Annotated in this window: 20 protein-coding genes; 2 read left to right on the forward strand and 18 right to left on the reverse strand. The window is 35.7% G+C overall.

Annotated elements, in window-relative coordinates; genetic code table 11:
* Positions 1-85: 85 nt before the first annotated feature.
* From HMPREF2811_RS05320 to HMPREF2811_RS05330, 3 genes are all read right to left on the reverse strand, one after another.
* Positions 86-1,081: an MsnO8 family LLM class oxidoreductase gene (locus tag HMPREF2811_RS05320; protein ID WP_071408418.1), complete on the reverse strand. Its 996-nt coding sequence runs from the start codon at positions 1,079-1,081 to the stop codon at positions 86-88.
* Positions 1,082-1,462: 381 nt separating this feature from the next.
* Positions 1,463-2,623, reverse strand: coding sequence for an ABC transporter substrate-binding protein (locus tag HMPREF2811_RS05325; protein WP_071408419.1), 1,161 nt, complete (start codon positions 2,621-2,623; stop codon positions 1,463-1,465).
* A gap of 127 nt (positions 2,624-2,750) precedes the next feature.
* Positions 2,751-3,131, reverse strand: a complete 381-nt coding sequence (locus HMPREF2811_RS05330) for a RidA family protein (RefSeq protein WP_071408420.1) — start codon at positions 3,129-3,131, stop codon at positions 2,751-2,753.
* A gap of 107 nt (positions 3,132-3,238) precedes the next feature.
* Between HMPREF2811_RS05330 and HMPREF2811_RS05335 the strand changes: the two genes are divergently transcribed.
* Complete coding sequence (locus HMPREF2811_RS05335) at positions 3,239-3,556, forward strand: heavy metal-binding domain-containing protein (RefSeq protein ID WP_071408421.1); 318 nt, start codon at positions 3,239-3,241, stop codon at positions 3,554-3,556.
* Positions 3,557-3,900: 344 nt separating this feature from the next.
* Positions 3,901-4,614: an SDR family NAD(P)-dependent oxidoreductase gene (locus tag HMPREF2811_RS05340; RefSeq protein ID WP_071408422.1), complete on the forward strand. Its 714-nt coding sequence runs from the start codon at positions 3,901-3,903 to the stop codon at positions 4,612-4,614.
* Between the two features lie 480 nt (positions 4,615-5,094).
* Here the strand turns inward: HMPREF2811_RS05340 and accA are convergent, their stop codons facing one another.
* The 15 genes from accA to HMPREF2811_RS05415 all read right to left on the reverse strand — a co-directional run.
* Positions 5,095-5,877 carry an acetyl-CoA carboxylase carboxyltransferase subunit alpha gene (gene accA, locus HMPREF2811_RS05345; protein WP_071408423.1) on the reverse strand — a complete coding sequence of 261 codons (783 nt, stop codon included), beginning with the start codon at positions 5,875-5,877 and terminating at the stop codon, positions 5,095-5,097.
* Positions 5,874-6,734 (reverse strand): acetyl-CoA carboxylase carboxyltransferase subunit beta, encoded by an 861-nt coding sequence (locus HMPREF2811_RS05350; RefSeq protein WP_071408424.1) that lies wholly within the window; start codon positions 6,732-6,734, stop codon positions 5,874-5,876. The genes accA and HMPREF2811_RS05350 overlap by 4 nt, the downstream gene beginning before the upstream one ends.
* On the reverse strand, positions 6,721-8,103 hold the full coding sequence (locus HMPREF2811_RS05355; protein WP_071408425.1) for an acetyl-CoA carboxylase biotin carboxylase subunit: 1,383 nt from the start codon (positions 8,101-8,103) through the stop codon (positions 6,721-6,723). Before HMPREF2811_RS05355 ends, HMPREF2811_RS05350 begins: the two co-directional genes overlap by 14 nt.
* A 37-nt stretch (positions 8,104-8,140) precedes the next feature.
* The gene (fabZ, locus tag HMPREF2811_RS05360) at positions 8,141-8,575 is read right to left on the reverse strand and encodes a 3-hydroxyacyl-ACP dehydratase FabZ (protein ID WP_071408426.1); all 435 of its coding nucleotides are present in this window, start codon (positions 8,573-8,575) and stop codon (positions 8,141-8,143) included.
* Between the two features lie 12 nt (positions 8,576-8,587).
* The gene (gene accB, locus HMPREF2811_RS05365) at positions 8,588-9,076 is read right to left on the reverse strand and encodes an acetyl-CoA carboxylase biotin carboxyl carrier protein (RefSeq protein WP_071408427.1); all 489 of its coding nucleotides are present in this window, start codon (positions 9,074-9,076) and stop codon (positions 8,588-8,590) included.
* Positions 9,073-10,311: a beta-ketoacyl-ACP synthase II gene (gene fabF / locus HMPREF2811_RS05370; RefSeq protein WP_071408428.1), complete on the reverse strand. Its 1,239-nt coding sequence runs from the start codon at positions 10,309-10,311 to the stop codon at positions 9,073-9,075. Before fabF ends, accB begins: the two co-directional genes overlap by 4 nt.
* An 18-nt stretch (positions 10,312-10,329) precedes the next feature.
* Entirely contained in the window at positions 10,330-11,052 is a 723-nt protein-coding gene (gene fabG, locus HMPREF2811_RS05375) for a 3-oxoacyl-[acyl-carrier-protein] reductase (protein ID WP_071408429.1), read from the reverse strand.
* A gap of 16 nt (positions 11,053-11,068) precedes the next feature.
* Positions 11,069-12,004, reverse strand: a complete 936-nt coding sequence (locus HMPREF2811_RS05380) for an ACP S-malonyltransferase (protein ID WP_071408430.1) — start codon at positions 12,002-12,004, stop codon at positions 11,069-11,071.
* Between the two features lie 10 nt (positions 12,005-12,014).
* On the reverse strand, positions 12,015-12,971 hold the full coding sequence (gene fabK / locus HMPREF2811_RS05385; protein WP_071408431.1) for an enoyl-[acyl-carrier-protein] reductase FabK: 957 nt from the start codon (positions 12,969-12,971) through the stop codon (positions 12,015-12,017).
* Between the two features lie 143 nt (positions 12,972-13,114).
* On the reverse strand, positions 13,115-13,333 hold the full coding sequence (gene acpP / locus HMPREF2811_RS05390; RefSeq protein ID WP_066125706.1) for an acyl carrier protein: 219 nt from the start codon (positions 13,331-13,333) through the stop codon (positions 13,115-13,117).
* A gap of 23 nt (positions 13,334-13,356) precedes the next feature.
* Positions 13,357-14,298 carry a beta-ketoacyl-ACP synthase 3 gene (locus tag HMPREF2811_RS05395; protein WP_071408432.1) on the reverse strand — a complete coding sequence of 314 codons (942 nt, stop codon included), beginning with the start codon at positions 14,296-14,298 and terminating at the stop codon, positions 13,357-13,359.
* A 13-nt stretch (positions 14,299-14,311) separates the two neighbouring features.
* Entirely contained in the window at positions 14,312-14,767 is a 456-nt protein-coding gene (locus HMPREF2811_RS05400) for a fatty acid biosynthesis transcriptional regulator FabT (protein WP_071408433.1), read from the reverse strand.
* Positions 14,768-14,970: 203 nt separating this feature from the next.
* On the reverse strand, positions 14,971-15,942 hold the full coding sequence (locus tag HMPREF2811_RS05405; RefSeq protein ID WP_071408434.1) for a UbiA family prenyltransferase: 972 nt from the start codon (positions 15,940-15,942) through the stop codon (positions 14,971-14,973).
* A complete protein-coding gene (locus HMPREF2811_RS05410) occupies positions 15,917-17,029 on the reverse strand; it encodes an FAD:protein FMN transferase (protein WP_071408435.1) in 1,113 nt (370 codons plus the stop codon). Before HMPREF2811_RS05410 ends, HMPREF2811_RS05405 begins: the two co-directional genes overlap by 26 nt.
* Before the next feature lie 203 nt (positions 17,030-17,232).
* The coding region (locus HMPREF2811_RS05415; protein WP_071408436.1) for an FMN-binding protein at positions 17,233-18,039 on the reverse strand (807 nt) is incomplete at its 5' end.

The raw sequence follows: 18,039 nt of genomic DNA on the forward strand, positions 1-18,039 counted from the left end.
TTTTCTACTTCTGGTCTACTCCCAACTGTGCGAGGTTGAACAGACGAAGCGAAAAACATTCTATTTTCTACTTCTGGTCTACTCCCTATTTTATTAAACGCTTTGCCATTTCACGATAAATCGTTTGTTTTATTTCAAAATCAGCAATATAGGTGATGAGCATAATTTCATCAGTATGAAACTCTTCTGCAAATTGTTTGATTTTATCCGCCACCTCTTGATACGTCCCAATAATCGCATTATTTCTTCCAGTAGTATATTGTCTAATTTTCTCAACGTACTCTTCACCATCAGCCATAATTTCTTCCGGACTTCTAAAGACGACACTAAAGCCATTTTCTAAACGATAGCGAAATTCTTGCATCGTTAAAGCCAAGTGATCCGCTTCTTCTTTAGTCTCAGCTGTCACAATAGACAACGCTGATAGTGTATTAGGTGTTAACTTGCTATCTGTAGGGAAAAATTGACGATAATGATCCATCACATCTTCATCTTGATGACCAGTAAAGAATTGAGCATAAGCGTAATTCATTTCTTTTTCTCCTGCCCAAGCTGCACTTTGACCACTAGATCCTAATAGCCAGGCTTCAGGTAATATTTCTGGTTGTGGAGTCACTTTGAAACGTCGATAAGGATGTGTTTCTTCGAAATCGCCTCGAATGAAGTGTAAGGTTTCTTCAATAATTTGATTAATTTGAACAGGTGATAGTAAATGCGTTTGATTAAGTGCACGTGCTGCTGCCAAATCAGTTCCCGGTGCTCGACCTAATCCCATATCAACACGATCAGGATACAGTGTCGCTAATAAATTAAAGCGTTCAGCAATTTGTAAGGATCCATAGTGCATTGCCATGACACCACCAGTACCTACCCTGATTTTCTCGGTGTTCGCTAATAGATGCCCCGCCAAAATATCCGGTGCACTACTCAAAAATGCTGGCGTGTTATGATGCTCTGCTAACCAAAATCGTTTGTATCCAAGTTGATCAGCTAATTGCGCCAGAGTAGTTAACTCTTTTAAAGTCCCTTCAGCTGTTTTACCTTTATACAATGGAACTTGTTCTAATATATTTAGTTTCATCGATAATCCTCCTTTATATTTAAGAAGATAGAGTAATCCTCTTGCTCTAAAAATAGTATAGCATGGAACCCTATTCTGGGACATTGAATTGACTTATTACTGATTTTAAAGCAACTGCTAACTGATTTCATAGCGATTTTCATCAATTTTATGTAGGTGATCTAGAAGTAGCTAACCGAATGATATTACATCGTCAGCCACCCTCATACGGTACCCCTTCTTCATCCTACATCAACAAAAATGAGGTTAGAAAGATATTTTCCTTTCAAAACCCCATTTGTATTGTTTATAAATATAGTAGTTGTAGTGATAGATAGTCAAAACGACTTCATCCCTTTTTCTACTTCTTGGCTATTTATTTAACTATGCAATTATTAATAATTATTCAGATGAATATTCTTCAGCAGATTCGATTTCACCTGCAGTTAATTTGATCATTGTTACAGGTTTAACCGGATTATGTTGGTCATCAATAGAAAATGTTCCTGTAACACCATCAAAATCTTTAGTTTCTGCAATCGCTTTGGTTACGGCCGCACGATCTGCTGAACCTGCACGTTCAATGGCATCAATCAATAAGTTAGACGCATCAAATGATAAAGCAGCAAATGAGTCCGCTTCTTGACCGAATTTTTCTTTGTATGCTTTTAAGAAGTTTTGCACATCTTCTTCTTCAGAATTAGGAGAGAAATGCGCGGTGTAATAAACATCATTAACATTTGCTTGTCCTGCTAATTCAACTAAAGTATCACTTGCTAAACCATCGCCACCAACGATTGGTTGTGTTAAGCCAAATTCACGTGCTTGTTTAATGATTAGACCAACTTCAGTATAATAACCTGGAATATATAAAGCGTCAAAATCTTGAGTTAATAAAGTAGTTAAAGTAGCTGAAAAGTCTGAATCACCTGATTGATATGACTCATTGGCTACTATTTCACCACCTAATTCTTCAAATTGTTCTTTAAAGGCTTTAGCTAAACCTTGAGAATAATCAGTAGCTTGATCTGATAAAATAGCTACTTTTTTAGCACCTAATTCGTTAAATGCGTAAGATGCACCCGCTGTTCCTTGATAAGCATCAGCAAAACAAACACGGAATAAATACTCTAACACACTGCCATCATTAGCTAAAGTAATACCATCTCCGGTCGCCGCTGGTAAAATAGCTGGAACACCTGCTTCAGTAATCACCGGAATTTCGGCTTGCGAAGCACCTGTCGTTGCTGCCCCGATGATTCCAACTAATTTATCATCTGAAGTCAAACGGGTAGCAACAGAGCTAGACTCAGTTAAATCAGATTTATTATCTAGAATCGTTGTTGCTAATTGATAACCATCCAAAACATCGCCTTCGGCATTACGTAATTCTACCGCTAATTCTAATGCTTTGGCCATCACCGAACCATAAGCAGCTGCCCCACCACTCATTTCAAAGTTTCCACCGATAACAATCTGTTCTTGGGCGGAGACCGACGTGGCTAATGCACTAGATAGAGCCAAAGTTGCTAAAAATAAAGAAGTTGCTTTTTTTAATTTCATAGTAGAAGTCCCCCTAGAGAAAGTTAATAATAATTTATTAAGACTAGTCTACATAAAATCTAATTGTTTGTCAATCGTTTTCTCATTTTGTTTTAATTTTCATGAAAAATGTTTAATGTTTTGAAAATTATTCACTACGTTCAGCAATTACTTCAATTTCAATTTGTCCACCTAATGGCAAAGCAGCGACTTGGAAAGCACTTCTAGCTGGATAAGGTTCATTAAAATATTCTCCATAAATAGCATTTACAGCAGCAAAATCATTAATATCAGCTAATAAAACCAAGACTTTCACCACATTTTTTAAAGTTAACCCTTCTGATTCTAATACCGCTTGAATATTTTTGAAAACTTGATGTGTCTGCTTCTCAATACCACCTTCAACCATTTTCCCAGTTTCAGGATTTAAGCCTAATTGCCCAGATAAGAAGAATAAATTGCCTGTTTGAATGCCTTGTGAGTAAGGTCCTACTGCTGCAGGAGCTTTTTGTGTTGATAATTTTTTCATAATTTCCTCCTAAAAATGATTAAAAATAAAATTTTACAACTTAAGTTGCATGCATTTTTTGAAATTTTATTTTAAAATAATAGTATCATATAATAGGAGGGTTTTAAATGATTATTACAACTACACCTGCAATTGAAGGACAACCTGTACAAGAATATATTGGCGTGGTTTTTAGTGAAGTTGTTGTAGGGATTAATTTTATGAAAGATTTCGGAGCTGGCTTACGAAATATTTTTGGTGGACGTTCAGCAGGCTATGAAGAAGAACTTCGAGAAGCTCAACGAGAAGCAATGGAAGAATTAGAACGTCGAGCTAAGAATTTAGGCGCAAATGCTATTGTAGGTATGAAATTAGACTATGAAGTTTTAGGATCAGATAATGGCATGATGATGGTCATTGGTAGCGGAACAGCTGTAAAAGTTTAATCATCTAATAAAATCATTAAAGAGCCAAAAGACGAATTTTTTTCATCTTTTGACTTTTTATTATGCCATTATTTGTTCAAAATAATTTCTAGAAAAAATTTTATTAAACATCTATTTTACATCCTTTTATCGTTATGGCACTCAACCATTGTTGTAAATTTATGATTCTTGATGACTACGCGTATCTCTTCAATCCAATGAACAATGTTCCGTACCCTTAATTTAACTACTTTCGTTACCAAAACACGCGGATTTATTAGATGTCGATTATGTCAATATTAGTGTTAAAACACTGACTAATCTGCTATATTATTAATATAAATTTTATGGAAGTGGGTGTTCAGATGTATAAAAATAAAGTTGTTGTTGTTACAGGCGATGGACATGGTATCGGTTTAGCCACACGGAAGGCCTTTGAAGCAGCTGGTGCACGTGTCTATGGCATTGATCTTAATCCTGGTTCTTTTCATCAAGGAGATATCGGTCAACCGGCTGTTCTGCAAAAATTTGTTGAATCTATCTTAAAGAATGAATCGAAAATTGATGTATTGGTCAATAATGCATTGCCTTTATCGGTAGGAATTCACAATGGTTCTTTATCCGAATTCAATGACGCTTTGCAAGTGGGAGTCGTAGCACCTTTTTACTTAACGCAGTTGCTCTTAAATCATTTCAATCCAGGTAGCTCCATTATTAATCTATCATCCACACGGGCTTTTCAAAGTCAAGCAGAGACTGAAAGTTATGCTGCTGCTAAAGGCGCTATTACGGCTCTAACTCATAATTTAGCTGTTAGTTTAAGTAAAGAACAAATTAGAGTCAATGCTATTGCTCCCGGATGGATTGATACCTACCAACATTCATTTAGTGGTTCAGATGTCAGTCAACATCCAAGTAAAAAAGTCGGCGTTCCAGAGGATATTGCCGAACTGATTTTATTCCTTGCTAGTAACAAAGCCAGTTTTATTAATGGGCAAACAATTACCGTTGATGGGGGAATGAGTAAACTGATGATTTATCATAATGATCAAGGATGGAGTTATCATTCTGAGAATTAATTAAATAAGATAAGTAGAAACCTGATTGATTCAGTCAATCTACTGTGCATTAATTTTAAGTGAATGGTTGAGTGACATCATAGTGCGTCACGAAGACTAGTTTGATACCTAAGCAACTGAGGTGGATTAGACAGAAGAAACATCTAATTTTCTAATACTAGTACACTCCGATTTGGTATTAGAGATTATTTTTAAACAATGTCCAAAATTATCTTTGCTAGCCTTTTCAGCTTCAAAACAATTGTCATTAGAAGATGACTAATTCTTGAATAGCAATCGTCCTCTTGGCAAACTTAAGAGGGACTTGTCTCTAATATAAATTATGTGTTGGATTAACAACTATAAAACCTGACTATTAGATTTTCAATTTTCCTATAATGCCAACCAAATCAAAAAACAGTTAACTAGTCTTAACACTAAGTATTAACTCAATCTTTACGGATTAATGTTTTACTTATTGTAATCTAGCTAACTGTTTTTTTAATATTGTCTAAAACGCTGATATTTCTTTTCTAGACGGTTCTCAGGTTTCATTGATAACAATGCATTTATTTTCGCTTTAATTTCGTTGATTAAGTGATTGGTAAAGTGGTTTTGGTCAATAGGCTGACCCAATTCGTCTACTTCTTCAATAATTTTATCGATTACGTTTAACTCGAATAAATCATCAGCCGTCAATTTCATATAATCTGCTGCTTTAGAGGCCAGTTTGGAATTTTTCCATAATATCGAAGCGAAACCTTCTGGGGAAAGAATCGAATAGACACTGTTTTCTAACATCCAAACTTCATCAGCAAGCGCCAAGGCAATGGCCCCTCCACTACCACCTTCACCTAAAATAATCGCTAGGCTAGGAACCGTTAATTGACTCATGGTCAATAAGGTGCTCGCGATCGCTTCACCAATGCCATTTTCTTCCGATTCCGGTGCACAATGTGCGCCAGCGGTATTAATTAAAGTTAGAACGGGTCGACCAAATTTTTCTGCTTGACGCATCATACGCTGGGCTTTACGATAACCAGCCGGACCCACCGAACCAAAATTACGCATAATATTCGTTTTCATATTATGTCCTTTTTGAATACCGATAATCGTAATCGGTTGTTCATCCATTAAACCAACTCCGGTAACGATTGCTCGATCATCGTGCATTAAGCGATCACCATGAAACTCCATAAATTCGCTACACAATTTATCAATAATCTCTAAACTAGAAATTCTGGATAGTTCGCGAGCGGCTTGAACTTTTTGATATGCTTTCATAATGACATCACCCTTTGATTGGTTTTCAATAAAAATTTGATCCTATTTTTCTGTTCAGTTCGTTTCACAATACTATCAATAAAACCATTTTCTAAAACAGTCTCTGCTGTTTGAAACTCTTTGGGTAATTTTGCTTTTATGGTCTGTTCGATGACGCGTTTTCCAGCAAAGCCAATTGTAGCCTTTTCTTCAGCTAAAATAATATCTGCTTGCATTGCAAAACTCGCCGTTACCCCACCCGTTGTAGGATGCGTTAAAATAGCAAGATAAAATAAACCAGCTTGATGATGACGATTTACTGCTTGACTAATTTTAGCCATTTGCATCAATGACATAATACCTTCTTGCATACGGGCACCACCAGAAGCAATGAATAAGATGACTGGCAGTTGATTTTGGGTCGCCATTTCAAAAAGTTGAGTAATCCGCTCCCCTACCACCGTGCCCATACTCGCCATCATAAAGCGATTATCCATTACACCGAGTGCTACTTTCATACCATCCATTAATCCAGTACCTACTACAACTGCTTCTTTTAAGTTTGTTATTTGTTGATAGTTGGCTAGCTTTTGCTCATAATCTGGAAAACCAATGGGGTTTTGATTACTAATGTCACTTGCTACTTCTTCAAAACTATCTTCATCGAGTAACCAATTAATTCTGGCATTAGCAGGAAACTGTAAATTCCCCTGACATCTTTCGCAAGTATAATCCACCGTTACTTGTGACGGTAATAAATTACGCTTACAATGTGGACAAGTTGTTAAAAAATTATCTGGAATCTTTGATTTTTTTTCATGATAGGTAGGAGGTTGTGCATTTAAGCGAATTATTTTTTTATTTTTAAATAGTTCCATTTAACCCCTCCTCACGTTTTAACCACTGAGGCAGAAAACTTTCTTCTAACCATTTTGTATGGAAATTTAGGGTTTGAACTTCATCATTCATGATCAATGCTTGTAATAAATCAATATTAGTGGTAATCCCTTCTACTACCACTTCACTTAAAGCCCGTTCCATAATTAACATGGCATCATTTAGATCGTGGCCATAACTAATTATTTTCGCTACCATTGAATCATAAAAAGGCGGTAAAAAATAATCGGAGTAAATTCCAGACTCGATTCGTACATGAGGACCTGCTGGTAAAATGAGTCGGTCAATATGGCCACTCGAAGCCCGAAAGTCATAGTTTGAATCCTCTGCATTTAAACGACACTCGATGGCCACCCCAGTAAAATGAATATCCTGTTGATTAAGTGCTAAAGGTTGCCCCATCGCAATTTTTATTTGTTCTTTGACAATATCAATACCGGTTATTAATTCCGTTATCGGATGTTCTACTTGTAAACGTGTATTCATTTCCATAAAGTAAAAATTATAGTCATCATCTACTAAAAATTCAATTGTTCCCGCATTTTGGTATTCAATTGCTTGAGCTGCCTTGACAGCCGTTTGCCATAAAGCTTCTTTCGTTGCTTCAGGTAAGGTTACGGCAGGCGCAATTTCAATCACTTTTTGATTACGCCTTTGTAGTGAACAATCGCGTTCTCCTAAATGTAATACTTTACCATAGTGATCGGCTATCAATTGGATTTCGATATGTCTTGCAGGATAAATGATCTTTTCAATATATAAATCTTGATTACCGTATACATTTTGTGTTTCAATCTGTGCTTGTTCAAACAGTTTTTTAAAGTCATCTGCGTTTTCAACACGACGCATGCCTTTGCCACCGCCACCGTCAGCCGCTTTGATCATTAATGGAAAACCAATTTGATCAGCAATCATTGTAGCTTCTTGCCAAGTATGAACTAAACCTTCACTACCTGGCGTAACAGGTATTCCTGATGCTAACATCGTTTGACGAGCATTTTGTTTATTTCCCATTAATTCAATGGTTTGACTTTTAGGGCCAATAAATTGGATACCTAGTTCTTCACACATGGCAACAAAATCACTTCGCTCTGATAAAAATCCATACCCTGGATGAATAGCATCACACCCTGTCGCCATCGCAGCAGATAATATCGCTACCGGATTTTGATAACTATCTAAACTTTTAGCTGGTCCGATACAAATAGCTTCATCCGCTAATTGGGTATGCATGGCCTCCTTATCAGCTGTACTATATACGGCAACGGAGATAATATTCATCTCTCTTAACGCTCGAATAATTCGTACCGCGATTTCGCCACGATTGGCTACCAATACTTTTCTAAACAATCCTATTCACCTACTTTTTAGACTTTTCTTACGAACATTATTTAACGCCAATAATAAAAGTCATTTCTGCTTCCGCTACTTTTTTATCCCCAACAAATGCTTGGCCCAAACCAATTCCAGCATTACGTTTTAATTTTACGATATCAACTTGTAATCTTAACACATCACCAGGAACTACTTTTTGACGAAACTTTACTTTATTTAAACCACCAAGATAGGCTGTTTTCCCTTCAAAATCTGGCATCTGCAATAATGGGATTGATCCTGCTTGAGCCAATGCTTCACAAATTAATACTCCTGGCATTACCGGTTCACCTGGAAAATGTCCTTGAAAAAATTGTTCGTTAATGGTGACATTTTTACGACAAACAATCTTTTCTCCAGGTACTAATTCATCGACCGCATCAATAAAACAAATCGGATAACGATTCGGTATAATATCCATTACTTGTTGGGCAGTTAAAATTGTCATAATTTACTCTCCTTATTTACGTTCAATCTTAAATAGTGGTTGTTCAAATTCCACTATGTTGTCATTTTCTACTAATACTTCACGAATGATGCCATCAAAAGGTGCAGCAATTTCATTCATTAATTTCATTGCTTCAATAATACATATTGTTTGGCCCTTCTTTACCTCATCACCGACGGTCACATACGATGGTTCGCCTGGTTGTGGTTGTAAATAAACCACTCCAACAATTGGCGAATTAATGGCTTCATATTGTGAATTTTCAGATGATGATACTTCCTTCGTTTCTTTACTTGGTACTTCTGTAACCATCGATGGTGAAGGTTCTACTTGATCCTGTACCGTTTTAGTCGTGTGATCCGTGGTCTGTGATACGGATCCTTTATCAAATGGAACCTCTTTGGATAATACAACTTTATCAGAGCCTTGAGTGAATTCTAAATAAGCTACTTTTGATTGGTCTAATTTATCAATTAAGGTTAATAACTCTTGATAGTTCATTCATTATCCTCCCATCGTTTAAAACATAAGACCGCATTATGTCCACCAAATCCTAATGAATTGGATAAAGCATAGTGAATCGCTTTTGAGCGTCCTTTATGCGGCACATAGTCCAAATCACACACATCTTCTGGATTTTGTAAGCCTAGGGTTGCTGGTATAAAGCCTTCAGCTAATGCTTTAACTGTTACAATCGCTTCAACTCCGCCAGCTGCTCCTAATAAATGCCCAAAAAATCCTTTAGAACTGGAGATAGGTATTTGGTAAGCATGTTCGCCTAATGCATATTTTATCGCTACCGTTTCTGCTGAATCATTCGTTGGTGTAGAGGTACCATGTGCGTTGATATAATCGATTTGAGTCGTTTCAATATTGGCTTGTTGGATTGCCATTTTCATCGCTTCCCCTGCTCCAGAGCCGTCTTCACTAGGTGCTGTCATATGATAAGCATCCGATGTGGAGCCATAACCGACTACTTCGCCTAAAATAGTGGCACCTCGTTTTTGAGCTGAACTTAATGATTCTAAAAATAAAATCCCTGCACCTTCCCCCATGACAAAACCATCACGGTCTTTATCAAAGGGACGTGAAGCTAAATCAGGATTGGATTCCGTCGATAATGCAGTTAAGGCTGCAAAACCACCAATACCGATTTCATTAATGGTTCCTTCTGAACCACCTGCGATACATGCATCTAAAAGTCCCATTTTAATCTTTAAAAAGGCTTCACCAATCGCGTTCGTTGCACTAGCACAAGCAGAGACAATATCCAAACTAATACCTTTAGCCCCTAATTTCATAGAGATATTACCAGCTACCATATTACCGATTGTTAAGGGAACAAATAGTGGTGGGATTCTTTTAGGCCCTTTTTCAATCATCTTTCGAATGCCATTTTCAATTTCAACTAATCCACCGATTCCTGAACTTACTAATGTTCCAACACGCATCGGATTCGCTGCAATATCATAGCCACTCATTTCAACAGCTTCCATAGCAGCTACTAATCCATACTGTGAAAAATAATCCATTCTGCGGACTTCTTTGTTGCCTAATAGTTCTTTTCCATTAAAATTTTTAACTTCAGCTGCTACCGATATCCCTGTTGCTGAAGCATCAAATTTAGTAATCGGCGCAATACCATGCTGATCGTTTTTAATATTCTCCCAAAATTCAACCGTATTATTCCCAATAGGAGAAACTGTACCGATTCCTGTAATCACAACTCTTTCCATTATCGTTTTCCTTTCTTATTACATATTCATGCCGCCATTAATTTCTAAGACTTGCCCGGTCATGTATCGATTATGGATTAAAAATTGAACACAATCAGCAATCTCTTCCACTTGACCAAATCTTTTTAATGGGATCTGACTCAACATTGTATTTTTTACTTTTTCAGATAAATCATGCGTCATTTTGGTTTCGATAAATCCAGGTGCAATCGCATTAACGGTAATGTTTCGACTTGCAACTTCTCTAGCTAAAGACTTAGTTAAACCAATGACTCCCGCCTTACTCGCTGCATAATTCACTTGACCGGCATTACCAATAATGCCAACAATACTTGAAAGATTAATAATCGTCCCACTCCGCTTTTTAAGCATCAAAGGAATCACATGACGACACATATTAAAGGTCCCCTTTAAATTAGTATCTAAGACTAGATCATAGTCTTCTTCCTTCATTCTTATAAATAAACCATCTTTGGTGACCCCTGCATTATTGATTAAGACATCAATATGGTCATATTTTTCTTTAATTTCATTTACCATACGTTGGCTATCTTCAAAATTACCAATATCGCCAATGACCGTATCAACAGGATGGCTTGCATCCTCAAACTCTGCCAAAATAGCTTCATCAATTGGTCTACGACTGTTTAAAATCACTTGATAATCTAATTTAGCTAAATGTTTGGCAATAGCTAAACCAATGCCTCTAGAACTTCCAGTTATTAAACAAACTAAACTCATTTTCCACCTCTAATTCTCATGATTTCAAAAATGCTGAAATGTTTTCAATATCTTCCACTTTATTCACTACTAAATGATTGGTTGTAGGATACTGTTGATTTAATAATTTAGCTAATGTATTCCCAGGTCCAATTTGAATAATATGAGTAATCCCTTGTTGATGCCATTGATCGATTGTTTGCAACCATTTAACTGGCTTAACCAAATGATCAACTAATATGGATTTAATCTTCGTCGCTTCGTGTGGCTCTGCCGTTACATTACTCCATACCGGGACTTTTCCTTTAGTTTCTAATTCAGCAATCGTTGATAAAGATTCCTTAAAAGGTTCTTGTACCTCTTTCATTAATGGTGTATGAAAAGGTCCTTCTACTTTTAATGGTAAAATCTTTTTATAACCTTTTGCTTTCGCTAATTGTTTAAACTCCTTGATTGCGAGTTGAGTACCACCTAAAACGATTTGAGTGGGCGCATTATAATTAGCAATATAAATTTCAGTATCATTTTGCATTTGCTTTATAATTGACTTAATTTCGTCTAATGGTACTTGAATAACAGCCACCATTTGGGAATGATTTAAAGTCTGAGCCTGTGCACTCATTAATTCCCCACGTTTTTTCAGTAAAGGCCAGGCATCGTCTTCGCTCAATATTTGACTGGCTATTAAAGCACTGTATTCACCCAAACTTAATCCACCCATTGCCTCAATATCAGGTAAATGTTTTTTTATTGAATTAAAGATGGCCAGGCTAGTAGTACTAATCGCTAATTGTGCATTTTTGGTAAAATTAAGTGCACTGATATCTTCTGTTATCCATTTCGTAATCGGGAGTTGCGTCAATTGCTCTGCTCGCTGATAAACTGCTTTCGCTTCTTCAAAATGAGTCACAAAATCTTGCCCCATCTGTTCAAAATGGGCACCTTGTCCATTAAACATCACTGCTAATTTCAACTATTTCACCTCAATTAAAGTAACTTTGTTTTGATTGAAAAACAGCTTTCGCTTCATTAACATACTCTTCAATAATTTCTTGACATGATTGCTCCTTTTTGATGAGACCAGCAATCTGTCCCGCCATCATGGATCCAGTATTAACATCGCCTTCTACTACGGCACGTCTTAAAGCACCTTTACCTAAATCTTCTAAAACAGATAAATCAGGATTTTCTTGACTGGTGATTGATTTTTCTAAAGCTAGATATTCTTTAGTCAAACGATTGCGGAGAACTCGTACAGGATGACCCGTTATGGTCCCAGTCACAACGGTATCAATATCAGTTGCCTTTAAAATTGCGGCTTTAAAATTTGGATGTGCATTTGATTCATTAGCCACCACAAATCTTGTACCAACCTGAATCGCTTCTACACCCAACATCAAAGCAGCTGCTAATGAACGACCATCACCGAAACCACCTGCGGCAATGACTGGAATATCCACTGCGTCTACAATTTGAGGTACTAAAGCCAATGTTGTTTGTTTACCAATATGTCCACCAGCTTCCATTCCTTCTACGACCACAGCGTCGGCACCAATTCGTTCCATTCTTTTGGCCAATGCAACTGATGCCACTACTGGAATCACGACAATTCCCGCTTCTTTAAAACGTTCCATGTATTTCCCCGGATTACCAGCACCAGTCGTAATAATTTTTACCCCTGAATTCACTAAATAATCCACTACCTCTTCTACATGAGGATTTAATAACATGACATTGACCGCAAACGGTTGATTGGTTTTATTTTTCATCGTTTCAACTTTTTCGCGGACAACCTCAACCGGATCATGTCCCGTTCCAATAATTCCCAAGCCACCTGCATTGGATACTGCACTGGCTAAATCAGCATCAGCTACCCAAGCCATTGCTCCTTGGATAATAGGATATTTGATATTTAATAATTTTGTTATAGCTGTTTGCATATTTTTTCTTCCTTTATATCAGGTTAAATAATAATGACCATATAGTGCACTAATAAAATCTCTAAACAAATATGAGTCTTTATATAGTTTTATACGGTCATCCTATATTATTAAATTTACGTCATAATTTACTACTGACGCTTTTACAAAGCTTCAATATAGTTAACTAAATCGCCAACTGTTTTTAAATTTTGATCAGTATCAATCGTAATATCTAATTCATCTTCAATTTCGCTAATGATTTGGAAAACATCTAAACTGTCTGCTTGTAAATCTTCTAAAAAGTTCGTTTCTAAAGTCACATCTTTTTCTTCAATATCTAATTGCTCTACAATAATTGCTTTAATTTTTTCAAATACCATGTTAAATTCCTCCGAATAATGTTTTAAATTTTTAATGTAATATTTCCCCACGATAGTCCCGCACCAAACCCACACAGGACAATTGTTTGCGTACCATCGAGTTTAAGTTGTTTATTTTTTACTAACTGATGACATAAAACTGGAATACTTGCGGCTGATAAATTAGCGACTTCCTTGATATTGGACGGTAATTTTAATTCGACCAAGCTCATTTTTTTGTCTATTAAATCAAGAAAACGTTGATTCGCTTGATGACAAATTAGATAGTCCATTTCAATTGCATTTTCATGTATAAAATCAATTAAACTTGGAATCACTTTTCGTGAAACAAAATTAAATACTTCCCGTCCTTTCATTTGCATTAAAAAGTTGGTAGCTTGACTCACTTCGATTGATAAAGATAAATCGCCATCACTATGCATAGCACTCTGATACTCTAATAAGCCACTTCCGTCATGTTCGATAAGAAAGGCACCTGCGCCATCACCAAACAAAATATTGGTTGAACGATCGTTCGCATCTAATATCTGACTCATCTTCTCAGCACCGATTACTAAAGTATAACCTGTTGTTTGATTTCTACTTAAATGCTCTGCTAACTCTAAAGCACTCACAAAACCTGAACAAGCAGTATTAATATCTAGACAAAAAGCATCTTCACAATTTAAAGCCAAACTCACTTGATTTGCAACGCTTGGAGTCGGTTGTTTTGATGACATCGAAGCCACGATAATCGTTTTAATTTCTCTTGCAATTGATTGATCCATTGGATCCAATAAATCTTTAGCTGCTTTAATCGCCAAATGACTTACTTCTTGATCTTGATCTGCAAAGTAGCGTTGAGCTATCCCTGTCCGCTGTTGTATCCATTCATCGCTTGAATCAATTTGAAACTTTTCAATTAACTCAAGATTTGATAACTTATTTTGGGGCAAATAACTCCCCATCTTAATTATTCTACTCATCAATTCTTATCCTTTAATTTAGTTTACCCTTAATCTCATCTAAGAATTGGTTAAGGTTACGCAGCCCTTTTATCAGAGCTTGTGCTTCATCAATTTCAAGATCTGTTAAGGTTTTCTCGACCATATCTGTATGAAATTTATGATGCAAACGATATAATAATTTACCTTTCTTAGTTAGTTTTAAGCGAACGATTCGACGATCTTCTGCCGATTGAACACGTTCAACATAATCTTTCTTGACTAAATTTTGAATCGAGACAGATAATGTCCCTACCGTAATTCCTAACTTATTGGCTACTTGACTAGAAGTTGGATTATCAACCAATCCAATAGCTTCAATCGTATGCATTTCTTTAATCGTAATATCCTTGAACTCACTTGATTTTAGTGATTCTTCTTCTATTTGCATTATTTCATTAAAAATACGGACTAAATAAGAATTAACCTCATCAATGATCTCAAAATCCATTCGTAAAATTCACCTCTTTCATTTAGTTTGATAATCAAACTATTTGATAGTCAAAGTTTATACTAGTTTAAATCTTTTGTCAACTATTGACTCAAAAAAATTTATTGAATGAAAGTAAATAGCCTTATAATATTGATTTAATAGGCTTTAAATAAAAAAACCCTCAAAGATTGTCTTGAACAACCCTTAAGGATTTGAGAATTTTAAAATAACATGCTGATATTCACGATAATTAATATCAATAAATAAATACTAGCAAATAAAATAAAACTTTTTATCGCTTCACCAAAAGCTGGTTTCGCCATATAATTTTGGCGATAAGTCATCACACTTCGATATTGAGGTATTACCCCAATAAAAGCAATCGCACACCACCAAGGTAAATTACCTAATAATAAAAACAATAAGAAAAATAGCCAAGGTAAAGCACTTAACACTTGATATAAGATGATTGCAAAAGGACGCCCGACATAATAGACTAGTGTAAAACGTTCATTTTCGATGTCAGTATCTAAATCACGAATATTATTCGCTAACATAATATTGGCAATTAAGGACACTAAAGGCAACGACATCATAAATATTTCAATTGTATGTAACCAATGCCAATTTAAAGTCATCATTGGAACATTCCACTGAGTTGAAATTAAAAGTGTAGGGTCTTGAATGAAAACGGCCAGAAAAAAGATACCAAATCCCATCGTAAAGCCGGAGAAAAATTCACCATAAGGCGTTCTTGAAATAGGCGTCGGACCATAAGTATACATAATCCCAATAAAGAAACAAATCGCACCTAAAATCAATAATATAGGATCTGTCTTAAAGACTAATATAAATGAAAAAATGATCGCAATCGCTAATAAGACTAATAGAATGATGACCATATTTCTTGGCGATAGATTATAGATACCAATGACATTTTCTTCTTTGATATAACGCTCAGACTTTGCTTTATAATAGTCCATTGTATTATTAATGGCCGTAGTACACATATCAAAAAACAATACCGCTATTATAAATAGTAACGTATTTAAGCCATTAAAAGCTTGATAACGATAAAGTGCCCACATTATTCCAATCAACATGGGAAATACACTGGCTATCTTCGTTTGAATCTCAACGAATTTTAAAAATATTTTGATATTTTCTTTACTCAACAACTTTATACTCCTCATTCGTTAACTTGAATTTATCTTTTAGACCCGATGTTAAATACACACGATGTTCCTTATCGATAAATGCTGCTTCTACACCTTCTAAACTCTCAACAAACTCAATTCCATCTTCGATACCAAATAAGAATAATGACGTTGAAAGACCATCTCCATCGACCGATTCGGGAGCAAAAACAGTCACTCCTGAAATTTCATTATCCAATGGATAACCTGTTTTTGGATCTAAAATATGATGGTAACGTACACCATCCACTTCTAAATAGCGTTCATAAACACCTGAAGTGATTACTGTGTAATCTTTCGTTCTTACTGTACCAACTACCGCACCACGAACTTCATCCGGATCTTGCACCCCAACATTCCATCCTTCTTCATTTGATGGAGATGTCCCCATCACAATAACATTTCCGCCAAGGTTGACAATCGCGGTATTAACACCTGCTGCTTTTAAATATTTGACGACACCACTCCCAATATACCCTTTGGAAATACCACCTAATTCCATTACCATTCCTTCTTCAGCTAATTTAACTGTTTGATTTTTTTCATCTAAAATCACTTTATGGTAATCAATTTTTTTAAGACCCGCATCAATTTCACTTTGTTCAGGCTTACGCGCCGCTTCATCGCCTATGCGCCACAAATTAGTCACCGCTCCAATTGTAATATCAAATTTACCTTTACTTAATTCGGATACTTCTAACGCTTTTTGAATTAATTCAAACGTTTCTGGAGCTACTTTAACAGCTTCTTTTCCTGCTGCTTGATTAATACGATAAACATCGGATCCTTCTAAATTAGTTGAAAATAATTTTTCCATACGTTCAATATAATCAAAAGCCAAGTCCATTACTTCTTCTTGATTTTCATGATAAATTTGAATTTGAACAGCAGTATGTAATAATGATTCTGTGCGCGACAAAGGTGTTTTAACGACCTTCAGTGGTAATTGATCATTTTTGATTGAAGCACCAGTGACGACTTCTGCTTCAGTTGATTCTTCCGCTTGGATTGAAAATGTTGGAACAAATAGCAAAGTACTCATTAACAATAAGCTAAGCTTTTTAACTTTCTCTTTTTTTAACATTCTTTTACATTCCACCTTTTAAAAAACATTAACAACTCCATTTTACTAAAGTTTCACTATACTGTCACTTAAAAGTTAAACATTGGTAGAATATTAACCAGCATCATGCCATGCATAAAAAAGCCTCAAACACGATAATCAGTTTGAGACTTTTCATATTATTTTAAAGTTTTAGCTTTAAAAGATTATTCTGTTAAATAAGATTATTCAGCTGCTACTTCAACTTCAATTGTTTCAGTATCACCTTTAGCTGCTGCTTCTAATAATAAATTAGCATATTCAACGAAAGCATCATAAGTGCTAGTTGCACCTGAAACTACTTCTAAATCAGTTGATTGTTTTTCTACTAATCCAGCATTTAAAGCTTCAACTGCTTCAGCAAATGAAGCACCTGCTTTTTCTTTCATTGAAGTATTATACTCTTCATTTTCAGATTTTAAATTACCATCTTTATCGACCATGTCGTATTTAGATTCTGCAACTTTTCCATCTTTAACAACTAAAGTGAAAGTATGAGCCCATCCACGTTCATCTTCATTAGATTTAAGTGTATATTCACCATCAACTAAAGCAACCTCATCAATATTTGTTTCTTCAGTATCACCTTTAGCTGCTTTTTCTAATAAAGCTGTTGCTGATTTTACAAAGTTTTCTGCAGTATGTGTTGCACCTGAAACCACTTCTACTTCAGCTTCTTGACCTTCTACTAAAGCTGCATTTAATTGTTCAATAGCTTCTTTAGAAGATACGCCCGCTTTGTCTTTCATATTTTTGTTATATTCTTCATCTTCAGTTTTTCTGTCGCCTGCTTCATTGTAGTAGTCGAAATCTGAAGATGTCACTTTACCATCTTTTACTTCGATAGTATGTTTTACTGCCCAACCACGTTCGTCCGGATTACCAACAACAGTATAAGTACCATCTTGTAACCCATCAGTAGCTACTTCTGAATCTTCATCAGTTGTTTCTTCTTCTGAATCAGCTTCTGTTGTTTCTTCTTCTGAATCAGC

The sequence above is a fragment of the Globicatella sp. HMSC072A10 genome (assembly GCF_001811625.1).
In the GTDB taxonomy this organism is placed as follows: Bacteria; Bacillota; Bacilli; order Lactobacillales; family Aerococcaceae; genus Globicatella; species Globicatella sanguinis.